We start from the raw sequence: 16454 nt of genomic DNA on the forward strand, positions 1-16454 counted from the left end.
GGTCAGCTCGACGGCCGGCGCAGCGACTGGCGCAGCGCCCGGTGCACCCCGGCCGGGGTGAGCACGCCGACGAACGTCGCGTCGCGCCGCACGCCGATCATCGGCTTGTCGTCGCGCAGCATCGCGGCGAGCGCCTCCTCGAGCGAGGAGTCGAGGTCGATGGCCGAGCCGAGGTCGCCGGTCGCGACCCCGTGGATCGGCTCGAGGTGCTCGACGGTCAGCCGGGTCACGGTGAGGGTGCGGATGCCGCCGGCGCCCACGAAGTCGGCCACCTGCTCGTCGGCCGGGTGGGCGAGCAGCTCGCCGGGGGTGGCGTACTGGGCGAGCCGGCCGCCCGCGGCGAAGACGGCCACCCGGTCGCCCATCCGGATCGCCTCGTCGATGTCGTGGGTCACCAGCACGACCGTCTTGCCCAGCTCGGCCTGGAGCCGCCGGAACTCGTCCTGCAGGCGGCCGCGCACCACGGGGTCGACGGCGCCGAACGGCTCGTCCATCAGCAGCACGGGCGGGTCGGCGGCGAGCGCGCGGGCGACGCCGACGCGCTGGCGCTGGCCGCCGGACAGCTCGTGGGGGTAGCGGCGGGCGTACTGCTCGGGGTCGAGGCCGACGGTGGCGAGGAGCTCGTGGGCGCGCTCGCGGGCGGTCGCCCTGGTCTCGCCGTAGAGCAGCGGCACCGTCATCACGTTCTGCTCGATGCGCTGGTGGGGGAACAGGCCGATCTGCTGGATGACGTAGCCGATGCCGCGGCGCAGCTGGACGGGGTCGGCGTCGGTGACGTCGCGGCCGTCGAGCCAGATGCGGCCGGTGGTGGGCTCGATCAGCCGGTTGATCATCTTGAGCGTCGTGGACTTTCCGCAGCCCGACGGCCCGACCAGGCAGACCATCTCGCCGCGGGCCACGTCGAGGTCGAGCTCGTGGACGGCCACGGTGCCGTCGGGGTAGGTCTTGCCCACGCCTTCGAGCCGGATCATCGACTCGCCGCCCCGTGTAGCGTCCATGCGGTGACCATACTGGCCGCGGCCGACTCGGGGCCGAGCTGTTACAGCCGCTTCGTCAACGAGTGGTTCTGCTGGCAGTACGTCGAGGACCGTCACGCCCAGATCACCGACGCGCTGGTCGAGCACGTCGCCATCACCCTCGCCGCGCTCGCCCTCGGCATCGCCATCGCCGTGCCGCTGGCGCTGCTCGCCCGGCGGCTGCCCCGCCTGGAGTCGCTGGTGCTGGGCGTCAGCACCGGCGTCTACACCGTGCCCTCGCTCGCGCTGCTGCCGCTGCTGGTGCCGTTCACCGGGCTCTCGGCGGCCACGGTCGTGATCGGGCTCGGGCTCTACGCGCTCACCATCTTGGTCCGGGCCCTCCTGGACGGGCTGCGCTCGGTGCCCGACGACGTGCGGGAGGCGGCCACGGGACTGGGCTACGGGCGGGCGCGGATGCTCACCCGCATCGAGATGCCCCTCGCCCTGCCGGTGGTGATGGCCGGCCTGCGGGTGGCGGCCGTGTCGACGGTCGCGCTCACCACGGTCGGCACGCTGGTGTCCTACGGCGGGCTCGGCGACCTGATCTCCCACGGCGTGCAGCGCGACTTCCGCGCCGAGCTGTTGACCGCCGCGGTGCTGTGCGTCGTGCTGGCCGTCGTGCTCGACGCGGTGCTCGTCGTGGTGCAGCGCGTGCTGACGCCGTGGACGGCGGGGGCCCGCTGATGGAGCTCTTCGCCGACACCTGGCACTACCTCCTCGACCCCGCGAGCTGGACCGGCTCGGGCGGCCTCGTCGCCCGCCTGCTCGAGCAGCTGCTGCTCACCGCCACGGCCCTCGTCGCCGCCATGCTGCTCGGCCTGCCCCTCGCCCTGTGGCTCGGCCACCTCGGCAAGGGCGGCTTCCTCGCCGTCAACATCTCCAACGTGGGGCGCGCCGTGCCGACGTTCGCGCTCCTCGCCCTCCTGGTCGCCGCCGACTGGCCCGGCTCCGCCGACTTCGGCCCCTACGGCCGGGCCGGGCTCGCCACCCTCATCGCGCTCGTGCTCTTCGCCCTCCCGCCCCTCATCACCAACGGCTACGTCGGGATGCGCGAGGTGCCCTCCGACGTGCAGGAGGCGGCCGACGGCATGGGCATGTCGCGCCTGCAGCGCTTCTGGCGCGTCGAGCTGCCGCTGGCGCTGCCGGTGGTGGCCTCCGGCGTGCGGCTCGCACTCGTCCAGGTGTGGGCCACGGCCACGATCGCGGCGCTGGTCGCCGGCCCCGGGCTGGGACGCATCATCACCGAGGGGTTCGCGCGCAACGACTACGCCCAGGGCATGGCGGGCGCGGTGGTGGTCGCGCTCGTCGCCCTCCTGCTCGAGCTCGCCGCGGCCGGCGTCCAGCGTGCCGCCGACCCGATGTCGCGCGCCTCGTCACCCAATCGTGATGACGCCCCGTCGGTGGCCTCGACTACGGTGACAGAGGCTCCCACCGGGAGCTGAGCCGACCCGCTCGCACGGCCGGACACGCGTGGCTCTCGGCCACGGGACACAGAAGGTAGAACGACATGCACGCACGACGTCCGCTGCTGGCGGTGACCGCTCTTGCCCTGACCGCTGTCCTCGCCGGGTGCGCCGGCGACGACCTCGCCGCGGAGGACGACGAGCCGACCTCGGCCTCAGGCGGGGGCGAGGGCACGTCCGTCGTGATCGGCAGCCAGAGCTTCGACGAGGCAGCGCTCGTGACCGCGATGTACCAGCAGGTCCTGGAGTCGCAGGGCTACGACGTCGAGACCCGCCTGGTCGACACCCGCCCGGTCTACCTCAACGAGATGCCCGACTCCGTCCAGATCGCCCCGGAGTACGTCGCCGGCATCGTCGACCAGCTCAACACCGACGCCAACGGCCCCGACGCCAAGCCGCTGTCGACGAGCGACGCGCAGGAGACGATCGACGCGGGTGCCACGCTGCTCGAGGACAAGGGCATCACGCTGCTCGAGCCGTCGGAGGCGTTCTCGGCCAACGGCTACTTCGCCAGCCAGGAGTTCTCCGACGACCAGGGCGTCACCAAGCTCTCCGACCTCGAGGGCGAGGCGGTGACCCTGGCCGCCGCCCCCGACTGCAAGGGCCGCACCGACTGCGAGAAGGGCCTCGTCGACACCTACGGCATCGACATCACCCTCGAGCCCCTGGGCTACGCCTCCACCGAGACGTTCCAGGCGGTGCTCGACGGGGAGGCGCAGCTCGGCCAGACCAGCACCCTCGACGGCACCTTGGAGGAGCAGGGCCTGCTGCTGCTCGAGGACGACTTGGGCATCCAGCCCGCGCAGAACCTCGTCCCGGCGGTGTCGACGGAGTTCCTGGCCGACAACCCCGACGTCGAGGGCGCGCTCGACGACCTGATGGCCGCGCTCGACAACGACACCCTCGGCGAGCTGCTGGTCAGCGTCCAGGTCGACCGCGAGCAGCCGGACGACGTGGCCAAGGAGTTCCTGGAGTCCGAGGGCCTGATCTGACCCTCCGGCGGGTTGCAGGACTGGCTACAGGGTGCTCAACCACGGATGGCCGGGGTGCGCGATCGCCAGAGCGCTCCTCAGCCATGCGCGGCGCTCCGGCTCCAGCAGGTCTCGGCAGGCATCGAAGTCGGCCTGGTCCTTGGCGCGCAGGCCCGGAGCCTTGTGCAGCAGCTGGATCTCGGGCCTCAGGTACGAGATGCCGTCACGCACCCACAGGATGTCGTCGAACGGGAGAGTGATGCGGGCGTCGCGCTTGTAGGTCCACGTCGTCGAGCTCGCGTCCATGAGGATGACGTCGTACTCCCACGGCGACGCGCCGTCGGGGCGCAGCCACAGGTTCCCGCAGGACTCCATCAACGGATCGGTCGGGGTCAGCATCGGTCGCAACGCGCCCTTCGCCGCCTGCCAGACGTCCAGTCGCCCCGTCAGGTGCCGCTTCAGCGCAGCGACGTCGGCGCGCGGGATGCTGGGGTCCAGATCGCCGTGGGGGCGCGGGACGCCCGTGAACACCTCGATGGCCCACCCGCCCGCGATCCACCAGCGGCCGGTGTACCCCTCCAACAGCTCGGCTGCGTCCTGGGGGGACCGGGCTCGCCAGGGGCCGTAGAGGCGGACCGCCTCGTCATGGTCGAGCATCCGGTGCAGGCTAGTCGCCGGGCGCGGTGGCCGCGCGGCGCACGGATCTGCTGTGCGACTGCCTGGGCCCGCGCCGATGTGCAGGTGAGCGTCCCGGTCGAACGCGTGGACCGACGCCCCGGTGCTCAGACCTCGTGCGGTCGCAGCGCGAGCGCCTCGGGCGGCACGGTGGTCTCGTCGAGCACCGAGTGCGGCACCGACAGCCGCCACGCGCCCGTCGCGACGTCCTGCACGCGCGGGGCCGGGCCGTCGAGCCGCGCGACCCACTCCATGAGGGCCGTGACGTCGGCGCGGCGGTCCTGCTCGACGAGCCAGCCGGCCAGCCGGTGCACGGGCGGCAGGCCGCTGTGCACCAGCGACCGGCGCCCCCACAGCTCCAGCACGCCGGAGCGCAGCAGCCGCCACCACTCCGGGGTGCACCCGGGCACGAGCAGGAAGTAGCGCCACAGGTCGCCGGCCAGCACCCGGTCGACGAAGACCGCCTCGACCTCCGGCGAGCCGTGGGCGCGCACCGAGGCCAGCGACATCCGCTTGGTCTCCCACCGGTCGGCGAGGTCCTGCAGCGACGCCGCCCGCGTCTGGGTGATCGACCCCTCGCGGATCCGCCAGCGGTAGACCACCTCGTCCAGCACGTCGAAGCTGCCGTCGAGGAACGAGCGGGTGGTGGTCGGCTGGTCCTCGTAGCGCGTGCCCTCGGGCCACGACAGGCCGGCTGCGTCCCAGAAGGAGCGGCGCCAGACCTTGTTCCAGGCGAAGACGTCGCCGAGGATCTCGGGCCGCTCCTCGATCCGGGCGCCGCGCAGCGGCCGGTGCAGCCGGCGCATCCACGGCGGCTCGACCAGGGCGTCGTCCTCCCAGCGCACGATCGAGCCGGTCGCGAAGTCCGAGCCCGACCCGGCGAGCGCGCCGAGCAGGTCGGCGTACGCCGTGGGCGGCAGCACGTCGTCGGAGTCGAGGAAGGCGAGGAAGTCGCCGCGGACGTGCTGCACGCCGAGGTTGCGGGCGGCGCCCAGGCCGCCGTTGGCCGAGTGCACGACGGTGATGCGCCGGTCGCGGCGGGCCCACTCGTCGGCGATCTCGCCCGTGCGGTCGGTCGCGCCGTCGTCGACGACCACCGCCTCCCAGCGCGTGTGCGTCTGGGCGAGCAGGGAGCGGACGCAGTCGTCGAGGTAGTCCTCCACGCCCCACGCCGGGACCACCACGCCGAGCAGGGGAGCGCGGGAGAAGAGCCTCATACGGCCGGACCCTAGGACATCGCCCCTCGCCGGTAGGCTGCCCGCCGTGACCGAGCAGCCCAGAGCGATCGACGAGATGAACCCCGACGGTGTGCCGCGCAAGGTCCTCTTCGTCGCGGGCGCCGGCCGCAGCGGCACCAGCACGCTGGCCGGCATCGTGTCCCGGCTGGGCATGCACGTGCCGCTGCCCGAGGTGCCGCCCGACGACTCCAACCCGCGCGGCTTCAGCGAGCCGCAGTGGGTCGTCGACGTGCACGACGAGTGGCTGCGCGAGTCGCTGGTGCAGGTCAGCGACAGCCGGCCCGAGGCGTGGTTCGACACCGGGCGCATCTGCAGCCGCGAGCCCGCGCGGATCCGGGTCACCGAGTGGCTCGAGCCGCACTTCGAGCACCACCCCGAGCTGGTCGTCAAGGACCCGCGGCTGAGCTGGTTCCTCGGCCTGTGGCGCGTCGCCGCGATCCGCACCGGAGCCACGCCGGTCTTCGCCACCATGCTGCGCCCGCCCGCCGAGGTGGTCGGCTCCAAGCAGAAGTACTACGCCAACAAGCTCGGCTCGGCGCACCTGGCCGCCAGCTGGGTCAACATGCTGCTGCACACCGAGCGCGCCACCCGTCCGGCCGAGGGCGACGGCGGCCGCGTGTTCGTGCGCTACGAGGACCTCCTCAGCGACTGGGTGCGCACCACGACGGCGCTCGGCCACGCCCTCGACCTGCAGACGATCATCCACACCCGCAGCGACCAGATCCGCGAGGTGCACCGCTTCATCGACCCCACCCTGCGCCGGGTCACCGCCACGCTCGACGACCTCGCGCTGCCCCGGCGCCTGCACGAGCTGACCGGGCAGACGTGGGAGGAGCTCAACAAGCTGGCCGACGAGGGCGGCGACACCGCCGACGCGCACGCCACCTTCGACCAGCTGCGCGCCGCCTACGTCGACCTCTACGAGGAGTCCGCGGCCATCAGCCGCTCCACCGCCGAGCACGCCCGCATCCAGGCCCGCCGCCGGGCGCTGCACGAGGCCGCCGAGGCGGGCGGGTCGCGCTCGCTCGCCGACCGCGTGCCGCACGACGTACGCGCCGCGATCCCGCCGTCGGTGCGTCGCGGGGTGCGCCGGGCGCTCGGGCGCACCCGGGACGAGCAGTGACCGTCCCGATCGGCTCCGGGCACGGCCTGACCAACCTCGAGGGCCACACCGACTTCGACCTCGTCTGGCCGTGGAACCGGCCGGGCGGGCTGCGGCCCGGCGCGACCGCGGTGCTGCGCGTCAAGAACGAGGCGCCCGGCCTCCGCTTCGTGCTGCCGCCGCTGCTGCGGGCCTGCGACCACGTGCTGCTGGTGGACAACGGGTCCGACGACGGCACCGGCGAGGAGGCGCTGCGCGTCGCGGCCGAGCACGGGCTCGCCGACCGCTTCACCCTGGAGCACTACCCCTTCCAGGTCGCGCGGGCCGGAGCCGAGCACCTCTCCGTCAACGAGCGCTCGGTGCACTCGCTGGCCTACTTCTACAACTGGTGCTTCTCCCACGTGCGCACCCGCTACTCGTGGAAGTGGGACGGCGACATGGTGCTCACCACCGAGGGCGAGGTCTCGATGGCCGACCTGTCGTGGCAGGTGGGCACGGCCGAGGCGGTCATCCGCGTGCCGCGGCACGGGCTCTACATCGAGTCCGACCAGGTGGCCTACCTCGACCTCGGCCTGCGCAACATCGAGGAGTGGGGCTTCCCGATGAGCCCCGACTACGTCTACACCAAGGCCCCGGAGTGGGAGATCCGCACGACGCCCGACCGCATCGAGTCGTTCGCGCTGCCGCAGGGGCTGTGCGTCGAGCTCAAGTGGCTCGACGGCGACGAGTTCGCCCACTGGACCGACCCCGAGTCGTTCGCCACCTCCATCCGCAATCGCCGCAAGCGCCGTGAGTGGCTGGTCTGGAACGCCCTGCACGAGGGCCGCGTGCCCGAGGGCGTCGTGCGGATCGAGGCGCCGGCGGGGGTCCACGTGGTCGACCACGTCACCCACGAGTGGCTCCCGCGCGCGCCGCGCCCGTTCGTCGTCGACGACCCCGACCACGCCAAGCTGCACCTGCGCGCCTGAGACCTACTCACGGGTAGCCATTTCCGTGGCACTCGTCACGCGTGCTGGCCGTTCCGCCGCTGGATCCACGGGCGTACGCTCGCCGTGATCGCAGTAGATCGGTACCCCTCACGGGACTGAAACGAAGAGGTCGCCCCATGACGCACGACCCTGTCCTCCGCCCGGTGCACCGGGTCGGGGTGATCGGCGCGGGACGCGTCGGCGCCGTCCTGGCCGCCGCCCTCCGCTCCGCCGGCCACGAGGTCGTCGCCGCCGCGGGCGAGTCCGACGCCTCCCGCCGTCGCATCCACGACCTGCTGCCGGGGGTCGCCGTCGCCAAGCCGACCGACGTCGCCCGAGCCAGCGACCTGCTGCTGCTCACCGTGCCCGACGACATGCTGTCCAACGTGGTGACCATGCTCGTGGCGAGCGGCGCCGTCCGCGAGGGACAGGTCGTGGCGCACACCAGCGGCCGCCACGGCCTCGCCGTGCTCGAGCCCGCCAGGCTGGTCGGTGCCCGCACCATCGCCCTCCACCCCGCCATGACCTTCACCGGCACCGAGGTCGACCTGCCCCGGCTGGCGGGCTGCGTCTTCGGCGTCACCTCCGGCGCGGACGACCGCGCCCTCACCGAGTCGCTCGTCGCCGACCTCGGCGGACGCGCGATGTGGGTGCCCGAGGAGCGCCGCACGCTCTACCACGCGGGCCTCGCGCACGGCGCCAACCACCTCGTCACGCTGGTGGCGGAGGCGATGGAGATCCTCTCCGCCGCCGGGGCCGACGACCCGGCCGCGACCCTGCGGCCGCTGCTCACCGCCGCGCTCGACAACGCCCTCGAGGACGGCGACGCCGCCCTGACCGGGCCGATCGTGCGCGGCGACGTGGAGACCGTCCGCGCGCACCTCGCCGACCTCCGCGCCACCGCCCCTCAGACGCTCACGTCCTACCTCGCCATGGCCCACGCCACCCTCGACCGTGCGGTCACCGACGGCCGGCTGCTGCCCATCCGTGCGGCGAAGATGCTGGGCGTCCTCGACGACGCAGCCGCCCCGGGCGCCGAAGCCCCCCACCGCCAGCCTCGATGACCACGATCCCCTCACTCGCGTCGACGCGCGAGGAGCTGGCCGGCCTGCTCGCGCGTGCCCGTCGAGAAGGCCGACGGGTGGCCTTCGCCCCCACCATGGGCGCCCTGCACGACGGCCACGCCAGCCTGATGCGTACGGCGCGGGCCGCCACGGACGGTCCCGTCGTGGTCAGCATCTTCGTCAACCCGATGCAGTTCTCCCCGACCGAGGACCTCGACCGCTACCCCCGCACGCTCGATGCCGACCTCGAGGTCTGCGCCGCGGAGGGCGTCGACGTCGTCTTCGCGCCCGGCGTGGAGGAGATGTATCCGGGCGGCTTCAGCCACGACTCGGTCCACGACGGCGTCACCGTCGCGCCCGGGACGCTGGCCACGATCCTCGACGGCGCCTCCCGCCCCGGCCACTTCGACGGCGTGCTGACGGTCGTGGCCAAGCTCTTCGGCCTGGTCCGCCCCGACGTCGCGGTGTTCGGCCAGAAGGACTACCAGCAGCTCGTGCTCGTGCGCCGGATGGTGCGCGACCTGGCAATGGGCATCGACGTGGTCGGGGCCGAGACGGTGCGCGAGCCCGACGGCCTGGCCCTCTCCAGCCGCAACCGCTACCTCGACGCCCGCGAGCGGCAGGCCGCCACCGCCCTCAGCCGGGCGCTCCTCGCCGCCCGGGCCCGCGCACCGTACGGCGTGCCTGCCGCGCGCTGGGCCGCGATGTCGGTCCTGAAGGCCGAGCCCGGGCTCGAGCTCGACTACCTCGCCCTGACCTCGCCCGACCTCGGTGAGCCGCCGGAGATGGGCGAGGGCCGGATCCTGGTCGCCGCCCGCATCGGCACCACCCGGCTGATCGACAACATGGCCATCACGTTCGACCGGGTCGCCGACGGCGGCCCTGCGGCGGGGACCGCGTCCGCGGCCTCGACCACCACCTGAAGGAGCGCCACGTGCTGCGCACGATGATGAAGTCCAAGATCCACCGCGCCACGGTCACCCAGGCCGACCTCCACTACGTCGGCTCGGTGACCGTCGACGAGGACCTGCTCGACGCCGCCGACCTGCTGCCGGGCGAGCTCGTCCACATCGTCGACGTCACCAACGGCGCCCGCCTGGAGACCTACACGATCGCCGGCGAGCGCGGCTCGGGAGTCGTCGGCATCAACGGGGCCGCGGCCCGGCTGGTGCACCCCGGCGACACCGTGATCCTCATCGGCTACGGGCAGATGGACACGGCCGAGGCGAAGGGGCTCGTGCCCCATGTGGTCTTCGTCGACGCCGACAACGCGATCGTGGCCACCGGCCACGACCCGGCCGAGACGTTCGGCGACCCGTCGCTGGGCCGCGGCGACACGATCGTCGCCTGACCAGCCGATAGCCTGCGCCGATGACCTCCCGCCGGCCGGTCCCGGGCCGCCTCCGCGCCCCGGCGCCGGGCTGGACGACCCGCGCCGACGTCGTCGTGGTCGGCTCCGGCATCGCGGGGCTCACCGCCGCTCTCCGCATCCACGCCGCCGACCCGGCGCTGCGCCTGCTCGTGGTGACCAAGGACGTCCTCGCGGCCGGGTCGACCCAGTGGGCCCAGGGCGGGATCGCCGCCGCGCTCGGCCCGGGGGACACTCCCGACCAGCACGAGCGCGACACCCTCGTCGCCGGGGCCGGCGCGTGCGACGCCGACGCCGTGCGCGTCCTGGTCACCGAGGGCCCCGCGGCCGTCCACGAGCTGATCGCGCTCGGCACCCGCTTCGACCACCATCTCGGCGGCGAGCTCTCGCTGACCCGCGAGGGCGGCCACCACCGCGACCGGATCGCCCACGCCGGCGGCGACGCCACGGGCGCGGAGATCCAGCGCGCCCTGATCGCCGCCGTCGAGCGCGCCCCGGCGATCGAGGTCGTCCCGCACGCGCTCGCGGTCGACCTGCTGCGCGCCGCCGACGGCGGCGTCGCCGGCCTGACCCTGCACGTCCTCGGCGAGGGCCAGCGCGACGGCGTGGGGGCCGTCCTCTGCCGTGCCGTCGTGCTCGCCTCCGGCGGCCTGGGCCAGGTCTTCAGCCAGTCCACCAACCCCAGCGTGGCCACCGGCGACGGGATCGCGCTCGCGATGCGCGCGGGTGCCCGGCTGCGCGACCTGGAGTTCGTCCAGTTCCACCCCACCGTCATGTGGCTCGGCCCCGACTCCCAGGGCCAGCAGCCGCTGGTCTCCGAGGCGGTGCGCGGCGAGGGGGCGTTCCTGGTCGACGTCGACGGCGTGCGCTTCATGGCGGGCCAGCACGAGCTGGCCGACCTCGCGCCCCGCGACGTGGTCGCCAAGGCGATCACCCGCCGGATGATCGAGACCGGCCGCCCGCACGTGTGGCTCGACGCCCGCCACCTCGGCGCCGCGTTCTGGCAGAGCCGCTTCCCGACCATCCTCGGTGTGTGCCGCGACCACGGGGTCGACCCGGTCACCGAGCTGATCCCCGTGGCGCCCGCCCAGCACTACGCCTCCGGCGGCGTCGCGACCGACCTGTGGGGGCGTACGTCCGTCCCCGGGCTCTACGCCACCGGCGAGGTCGCCTGCTCCGGCGTGCACGGCGCCAACCGGCTGGCGTCCAACTCCCTGCTCGAGGGCCTGGTGTTCTCCCGCCGCATCGCCGACGTGCTGCCCGGCGAGCTGCGCGAGGGGGCCGATCCGGCGCCCGACGAGCGGCCGGCCGGCCTGGTCCCGGGCGAGCGCCGCCGAGCCCTGCAGGAGACGATGACGAGCCGCGTCGGGGTGCTGCGCCACGCCGCCGGCCTGGCCGAGGCGCTGACCCTGCTCGGCTCGCTGGACGACGGCGAGGCCGAGGTCGGCCCGCCCGCCTGGGAGACCACCAACCTGCTCACCGTCAGCACCGCGCTCGCCGAGGCCGCTGCGGTGCGCGCCGAGACCCGCGGCTCGCACTGGCGCGAGGACCACCCCGACCGCGACGACACCCGCGCCGGCCACGTCGACGCGTGGCTCGACCCCGACGGTCGCGTCGCGGTCGAGTGGACGGCGGCACCCTCCACCGATCCCTCCACCGTCCCCCCGACCGTTCCCCACCCCGCGGAGGTGCCGGCATGACCCGCCTCGACGACGTGCCCGCCGAGGTGCTCGACGACCTGCGCGCCGCCGGGCTCGACCCGAAGCACGTCTGGGACGTCGTGGCCCGGGCTCTCGCCGAGGACCTGCCCGACCCGCGGGCCGACGACCCGACCAGCTCCTCGACGATCCCGCTCGACGCGCGTGGCGAGGCGGTGTTCGCGGCGCGTGAGCCGGGGGCCGTCGCCGGGCTCGGCGTCGCCGCCGTCGCGTTCGCCGCCGTGGGCGCCGACGCCACGATCACCGGGCGGCTCCCCGACGGCGCGCGGGTGGCGAAGGGCGACGTCGTGATGCGCGTCCAGGGCCTGACGCAGCGGATGCTCGTCGCCGAGCGCACGGCGCTCAACCTCGCCTGCCACCTCTCGGGCATCGCCACGGCGACGGCGCGCTGGGTCGACGCGCTCGAGGGGTCCCCGACCCGGGTGCTCGACACCCGCAAGACGCTGCCCGGCCTGCGCACGCTGCAGAAGTACGCCGTGCGCTGCGGCGGCGGGGTCAACCACCGCTCGAGCCTGCAGGACATGGCGATGGTCAAGGACAACCACGTCGTCGCGGCCGGGGGCGTGCTGCCCGCGCTCGAGGCCATCCGCGGCCGCCACCCCGGCCTGCCCGTGGAGGTCGAGGTCACCACGCTCGACCAGCTCGAGGAGCTGCTCGCGCTGCCCGAGCCGCCCGAGCGGGTCCTGCTCGACAACATGAGCGACGACCTGATGGCCGAGGCCGTGCGCCGCACGGCGGGGCGGGTGCCGCTGGAGGCGAGCGGCGGCATCACGCTCGAGCGGGCCGCCCGCATCGGCGCGACCGGCGTCGACTTCGTCTCGGTGGGGGCGCTCACCCACTCGGTCGTCGTCCTCGACATCGGCATGGACCTCCTGCCGGCCCCGACTCCCGCGGAGGTGCTGCCATGACGCTGCTCGCCGTCGACATCGGCAACAGCCACACGTGCGTCGGCCTCCTCGACGGCGAGGAGGTCACCGCGCACTGGCGGGTCAACACCGACGAGCGCCGCACCGCCGACGAGTGGTCGGTGCTGCTGCGCGGGCTGGTCGCCGAGCGGATCCACGACGTCGACGGCGTGGCCGTGTGCGCCACCGTGCCCGCCGTGCTGCACGAGTGGCGCGAGATGCTCGAGCGCCACTTCGGCGACGTCCGTGCCATCGTCGTCGAGCCCGGCGTGCGCACCGGCATCCCGGTCCTGATGGACAACCCCCGCGAGGTCGGCACCGACCGCATCGTCAACTCGCTGGCCGCCGCGACGCTCTACGGCGGCCCGGCGATCGTGGTCGACTTCGGCACCGCGACGACGTTCGACGTGGTCAACGCCAAGGGCCAGTACGTCGGCGGCGCGATCTCGCCGGGCATCGAGATCTCGCTCGAGGCGCTGGGCCGCCGCGGCGCGCAGCTGCGCAAGGTCGAGCTCGCCAGGCCGCGGTCGGTCATCGCCAAGAACACCGTCGAGGCGCTGCAGAGCGGGATGGTCTTCGGGGTCGCGGCGCAGGTGGAGGGCCTGGTGGCGCGGATGATCGCCGAGCTCGGGGTCGCATCCGAGGACGTCACCGTGATCTCCACCGGGCACCTGGCCGCGCTGCTCGTCGAGGACTGCGGCTGTTTCACCGTGCATTCCCCGTGGCTCACCCTCCAGGGATTGCGATTGGTGTTCGAACGCAATTCCTGAATTGCGACGTCAGGAATTGCCTGACTCCTTTTGCGCCCGCTCGCGTTGTGCTGCCAGACTGTTCTTTGTCCATAATTCAGGTAAAGGAAAAGGAATCGGCCATGGCGCAAAAGGTAAACATCGTGCTCGTCGACGACCTCGACGGCACCGAGGCCACCGAGACCGTCTCCTTCGGCCTCGACGGCACCACCTACGAGATCGACCTCAACGACGCCAACGCCGCCGCGCTCCGTGAGGCCCTGAGCGGCTACGTGGGCCACGCCCGCAAGGTGGCCGGCGGTGGCCGACGCACCCGCCGCTCGTCGGGCGGGTCCTCCGCCTCGTCGTCGTCCTCGAACACCAAGGACGTGCGCGAGTGGGCCAAGGCGCAGGGCATGGAGGTCTCCGAGCGCGGCCGGATCTCCGCCGACGTGCAGCAGGCCTACGACGCCGCCCACTGAGGCGGACCACCCCGCGCGGCGCGCGGCGACGCTCGCGGCCCGTTCGCTGTGAGCGGACGGGCTCGTCGCTGGGGTGGGAACACGTAGGCTGATGTCGGGCGTTGAGCCCAGTGTCCGCACCCCGGCCCCGTGCCGGACCCGCGGACCCGCAGACGTAGAGGAGCGCACATGTTCGAGCGGTTCACCGACCGAGCCCGGCGAGTTGTCGTGCTGGCCCAGGAAGAGGCCCGCATGCTCTCCCACAACTACATCGGGACCGAGCACATCCTGCTCGGCCTCATCCACGAGGGCGAGGGTGTCGCTGCCAAGGCGCTCGAGTCCCTCGACATCTCCCTGGAGGCCGTGCGCGCCCAGGTCGAGGAGATCATCGGCCAGGGCCAGCAGGCCCCGTCCGGCCACATCCCGTTCACCCCGCGCGCCAAGAAGGTGCTCGAGCTCTCACTGCGCGAGGCGCTCCAGCTCGGCCACTCCTACATCGGCACCGAGCACATCCTGCTCGGCCTGATCCGCGAGGGCGAGGGCGTCGCCGCCCAGGTGCTGCAGAAGCTCGGCGCCGACCTCAACCGGGTGCGCCAGCAGGTCATCCAGCTGCTCAGCGGCTTCCAGGGCAAGGAGTCGGCCGCGGCCGGCGCCCAGACGTCCGGATCGGGCGGCGAGGCCCCGTCGAGCTCGCTGGTGCTCGACCAGTTCGGCCAGAACCTCACCCAGGCCGCGCGCGAGGGCAAGCTCGACCCCGTCATCGGGCGCGAGCAGGAGATCGAGCGCGTCATGCAGATCCTGTCGCGCCGCACGAAGAACAACCCCGTCCTCATCGGCGAGCCGGGCGTCGGCAAGACCACCATCGTGGCCGGCCTCGCCCAGGACATCGTCAAGGGCAACGTGCCCGAGACGCTCAAGGACAAGCAGATCTACACGCTCGACCTCGGCGCCCTGGTCGCCGGCTCGCGCTACCGCGGTGACTTCGAGGAGCGCCTCAAGAAGGTGCTCAAGGAGATCCGCACCCGCGGCGACATCGTGCTGTTCATCGACGAGATCCACACCCTCGTCGGCGCCGGCGCGGCCGAGGGCGCGATCGACGCCGCCAGCATCCTCAAGCCGATGCTGGCCCGCGGCGAGCTGCAGACCATCGGTGCCACGACGCTCGACGAGTACCGCAAGTACCTCGAGAAGGACGCCGCGCTCGAGCGCCGCTTCCAGCCGATCCAGGTGCAGGAGCCCTCGATCGCGCACACCATCGAGATGCTCAAGGGCCTGCGCGACCGCTACGAGGCGCACCACCGCGTGACCATCACCGACGAGGCGCTGGTCTCCGCCGCGACGCTGGCCGATCGCTACATCTCCGACCGGTTCCTGCCGGACAAGGCGATCGACCTCATCGACGAGGCCGGCTCGCGCCTGCGCATCCGCCGGATGACCGCGCCGCCGGACCTGCGCGAGTACGACGAGAAGATCGGCGACGTGCGCCAGCGCAAGGAGGCCGCCATCGACGGGCAGGACTTCGAGGCCGCGGCCCGCCTGCGCGACGAGGAGAAGCAGCTCTCCGCCCGCCGTGCCGAGCGCGAGAAGCAGTGGCGCGCCGGCGACCTCGACGAGATCGCCGAGGTCGACGAGGAGCTGATCGCCGAGGTCCTGGCCGTGGCCACGGGCATCCCGATCGTCAAGCTCTCCGAGGAGGAGTCCACCCGCCTGCTCAAGATGGAGGACGAGCTCCACAAGCGCGTCATCGGGCAGGAGGAGGCCGTCAGGGCACTCTCCCGCGCGATCCGTCGTACGCGCGCCGGGCTCAAGGACCCCAAGCGCCCCGGTGGCTCGTTCATCTTCGCCGGCCCCTCGGGCGTCGGCAAGACGTGGCTGTCGAAGACGCTGGCGGAGTTCCTCTTCGGCGACGAGGACGCGCTCATCCAGCTCGACATGAGCGAGTTCTCCGAGAAGCACACGGTGTCGCGACTGTTCGGCTCGCCTCCCGGCTACGTCGGCTACGAGGAGGGCGGCCAGCTCACCGAGAAGGTGCGCCGCAAGCCGTTCTCCGTGGTGCTGTTCGACGAGGTCGAGAAGGCCCACCCCGACATCTTCAACAGCCTGTTGCAGATCCTCGAGGAGGGTCGCCTGACGGACTCGCAGGGTCGCGTCGTCGACTTCAAGAACACCGTCATCATCATGACGACCAACCTCGGCTCGCGCGACATCGCCAAGAGCGTCAACCTCGGCTTCGGTGCCGTCGGCGCCGACGCTGCCGGCTCCTACGAGCGGATGAAGAGCAAGGTGTCGGAGGAGCTCAAGCAGCACTTCCGCCCCGAGTTCCTCAACCGCGTCGACGAGATCGTCGTCTTCCCGCCGCTGTCGCAGGAGCAGATCGTGGCGATGGTCGACAACATGATCGCCGCCGTGGAGCTGCGCATGAAGGACCGCGACATGTCCCTCGAGCTCACCGACCCCGCGAAGGCGCTGCTGGCCGAGCGCGGCTTCGACCCGGTGCTCGGTGCCCGCCCGCTGCGGCGCACGGTGCAGCGCGAGATCGAGGACGTCCTCGCCGAGAAGATGCTCTTCGGCGAGGTCGGCCCGGGCCAGATCGTGCTGGTCGACGTGGAGGGCGAGGGCCCGCAGGCGACGTTCACCTTCCGCGGCCAGAAGAACTCCACCGTGCCCGACATGCCTCCGCTGGAGACGGTCGACGCCGAGGGCTCGCCGGTCGTCGGGCCCGACGACACGGAGGGTCCCACCGACGTGCCGAAGGCCAACGAGGCCTGACCCACGG

Annotated in this window: 16 protein-coding genes; 13 read left to right on the forward strand and 3 right to left on the reverse strand. The window is 72.9% G+C overall.

Annotated features, from left to right (window positions below):
* Positions 1 to 2 precede the first annotated feature (2 nt).
* Positions 3 to 998, reverse strand: coding sequence for an ABC transporter ATP-binding protein (locus tag AC54T2_RS06805; RefSeq protein ID WP_496665832.1), 996 nt, complete (start codon positions 996 to 998; stop codon positions 3 to 5).
* A gap of 3 nt (positions 999 to 1001) precedes the next feature.
* Here AC54T2_RS06805 and AC54T2_RS06810 point away from each other — a divergent pair, with 3 nt between their 5' ends.
* The 3 genes from AC54T2_RS06810 (at position 1002) to AC54T2_RS06820 (ending at position 3471) form a co-directional block, all read left to right on the forward strand.
* Positions 1002 to 1700: an ABC transporter permease gene (locus AC54T2_RS06810; protein ID WP_186340098.1), complete on the forward strand. Its 699-nt coding sequence runs from the start codon at positions 1002 to 1004 to the stop codon at positions 1698 to 1700.
* Positions 1679 to 2458: an ABC transporter permease subunit gene (locus tag AC54T2_RS06815; protein ID WP_489975665.1), complete on the forward strand. Its 780-nt coding sequence runs from the start codon at positions 1679 to 1681 to the stop codon at positions 2456 to 2458. Before AC54T2_RS06810 ends, AC54T2_RS06815 begins: the two co-directional genes overlap by 22 nt.
* A gap of 65 nt (positions 2459 to 2523) precedes the next feature.
* Positions 2524 to 3471 carry a glycine betaine ABC transporter substrate-binding protein gene (locus AC54T2_RS06820; RefSeq protein ID WP_496665833.1) on the forward strand — a complete coding sequence of 316 codons (948 nt, stop codon included), beginning with the start codon at positions 2524 to 2526 and terminating at the stop codon, positions 3469 to 3471.
* Between the two features lie 24 nt (positions 3472 to 3495).
* On the opposite strand, the gene AC54T2_RS06825 is transcribed toward AC54T2_RS06820, so the two are convergent.
* A complete protein-coding gene (locus tag AC54T2_RS06825) occupies positions 3496 to 4107 on the reverse strand; it encodes a hypothetical protein (protein ID WP_489975666.1) in 612 nt (203 codons plus the stop codon).
* Between the two features lie 125 nt (positions 4108 to 4232).
* Positions 4233 to 5342 carry a glycosyltransferase family 2 protein gene (locus AC54T2_RS06830; protein ID WP_186340101.1) on the reverse strand — a complete coding sequence of 370 codons (1110 nt, stop codon included), beginning with the start codon at positions 5340 to 5342 and terminating at the stop codon, positions 4233 to 4235.
* A gap of 46 nt (positions 5343 to 5388) precedes the next feature.
* Between AC54T2_RS06830 and AC54T2_RS06835 the strand changes: the two genes are divergently transcribed.
* From AC54T2_RS06835 to AC54T2_RS06880, 10 genes are all read left to right on the forward strand, one after another.
* Positions 5389 to 6486, forward strand: a complete 1098-nt coding sequence (locus tag AC54T2_RS06835) for a sulfotransferase family protein (RefSeq protein ID WP_241005305.1) — start codon at positions 5389 to 5391, stop codon at positions 6484 to 6486.
* Positions 6483 to 7433, forward strand: coding sequence for a hypothetical protein (locus tag AC54T2_RS06840; RefSeq protein WP_496665834.1), 951 nt, complete (start codon positions 6483 to 6485; stop codon positions 7431 to 7433). Before AC54T2_RS06835 ends, AC54T2_RS06840 begins: the two co-directional genes overlap by 4 nt.
* Before the next feature lie 137 nt (positions 7434 to 7570).
* Positions 7571 to 8497, forward strand: a complete 927-nt coding sequence (locus AC54T2_RS06845) for a Rossmann-like and DUF2520 domain-containing protein (protein ID WP_496665835.1) — start codon at positions 7571 to 7573, stop codon at positions 8495 to 8497.
* Positions 8494 to 9420, forward strand: coding sequence for a pantoate--beta-alanine ligase (gene panC / locus AC54T2_RS06850; RefSeq protein ID WP_496665836.1), 927 nt, complete (start codon positions 8494 to 8496; stop codon positions 9418 to 9420). The genes AC54T2_RS06845 and panC overlap by 4 nt, the downstream gene beginning before the upstream one ends.
* An 11-nt stretch (positions 9421 to 9431) precedes the next feature.
* On the forward strand, positions 9432 to 9848 hold the full coding sequence (gene panD / locus AC54T2_RS06855) for an aspartate 1-decarboxylase (RefSeq protein WP_186340105.1): 417 nt from the start codon (positions 9432 to 9434) through the stop codon (positions 9846 to 9848).
* Positions 9849 to 9868: 20 nt separating this feature from the next.
* Complete coding sequence (locus AC54T2_RS06860; RefSeq protein ID WP_496665837.1) at positions 9869 to 11566, forward strand: L-aspartate oxidase; 1698 nt, start codon at positions 9869 to 9871, stop codon at positions 11564 to 11566.
* Complete coding sequence (nadC, locus tag AC54T2_RS06865; RefSeq protein ID WP_496665838.1) at positions 11563 to 12492, forward strand: carboxylating nicotinate-nucleotide diphosphorylase; 930 nt, start codon at positions 11563 to 11565, stop codon at positions 12490 to 12492. Before AC54T2_RS06860 ends, nadC begins: the two co-directional genes overlap by 4 nt.
* Positions 12489 to 13259, forward strand: a complete 771-nt coding sequence (locus tag AC54T2_RS06870; RefSeq protein ID WP_489975673.1) for a type III pantothenate kinase — start codon at positions 12489 to 12491, stop codon at positions 13257 to 13259. Before nadC ends, AC54T2_RS06870 begins: the two co-directional genes overlap by 4 nt.
* A gap of 101 nt (positions 13260 to 13360) precedes the next feature.
* Positions 13361 to 13699: a histone-like nucleoid-structuring protein Lsr2 gene (locus AC54T2_RS06875; RefSeq protein WP_496665839.1), complete on the forward strand. Its 339-nt coding sequence runs from the start codon at positions 13361 to 13363 to the stop codon at positions 13697 to 13699.
* A 168-nt stretch (positions 13700 to 13867) separates the two neighbouring features.
* Positions 13868 to 16447, forward strand: a complete 2580-nt coding sequence (locus AC54T2_RS06880; protein ID WP_186340110.1) for an ATP-dependent Clp protease ATP-binding subunit — start codon at positions 13868 to 13870, stop codon at positions 16445 to 16447.
* Positions 16448 to 16454 lie beyond the last annotated feature (7 nt).

The sequence above is a fragment of the Nocardioides sp. Z35_8 genome (assembly GCF_059621125.1).

Bases quoted from the DNA above. Each gene is read 5' to 3' on its own strand.
- AC54T2_RS06880 (WP_186340110.1), top strand. From the start codon at position 13,868: ATGTTCGAGCGGTTCACCGACCGAGCCCGGCGAGTTGTCGTGCTGGCC.
- AC54T2_RS06820 (WP_496665833.1), top strand. From the start codon at position 2,524: ATGCACGCACGACGTCCGCTGCTGGCGGTGACCGCTCTTGCCCTGACC.
- AC54T2_RS06805 (WP_496665832.1), bottom strand. From the start codon at position 998: ATGGACGCTACACGGGGCGGCGAGTCGATGATCCGGCTCGAAGGCGTG.
- AC54T2_RS06830 (WP_186340101.1), bottom strand. From the start codon at position 5,342: ATGAGGCTCTTCTCCCGCGCTCCCCTGCTCGGCGTGGTGGTCCCGGCG.
- AC54T2_RS06860 (WP_496665837.1), top strand. From the start codon at position 9,869: ATGACCTCCCGCCGGCCGGTCCCGGGCCGCCTCCGCGCCCCGGCGCCG.
- AC54T2_RS06845 (WP_496665835.1), top strand. From the start codon at position 7,571: ATGACGCACGACCCTGTCCTCCGCCCGGTGCACCGGGTCGGGGTGATC.
- nadC (WP_496665838.1), top strand. From the start codon at position 11,563: ATGACCCGCCTCGACGACGTGCCCGCCGAGGTGCTCGACGACCTGCGC.
- AC54T2_RS06875 (WP_496665839.1), top strand. From the start codon at position 13,361: ATGGCGCAAAAGGTAAACATCGTGCTCGTCGACGACCTCGACGGCACC.
- AC54T2_RS06825 (WP_489975666.1), bottom strand. From the start codon at position 4,107: ATGCTCGACCATGACGAGGCGGTCCGCCTCTACGGCCCCTGGCGAGCC.
- panC (WP_496665836.1), top strand. From the start codon at position 8,494: ATGACCACGATCCCCTCACTCGCGTCGACGCGCGAGGAGCTGGCCGGC.
- AC54T2_RS06870 (WP_489975673.1), top strand. From the start codon at position 12,489: ATGACGCTGCTCGCCGTCGACATCGGCAACAGCCACACGTGCGTCGGC.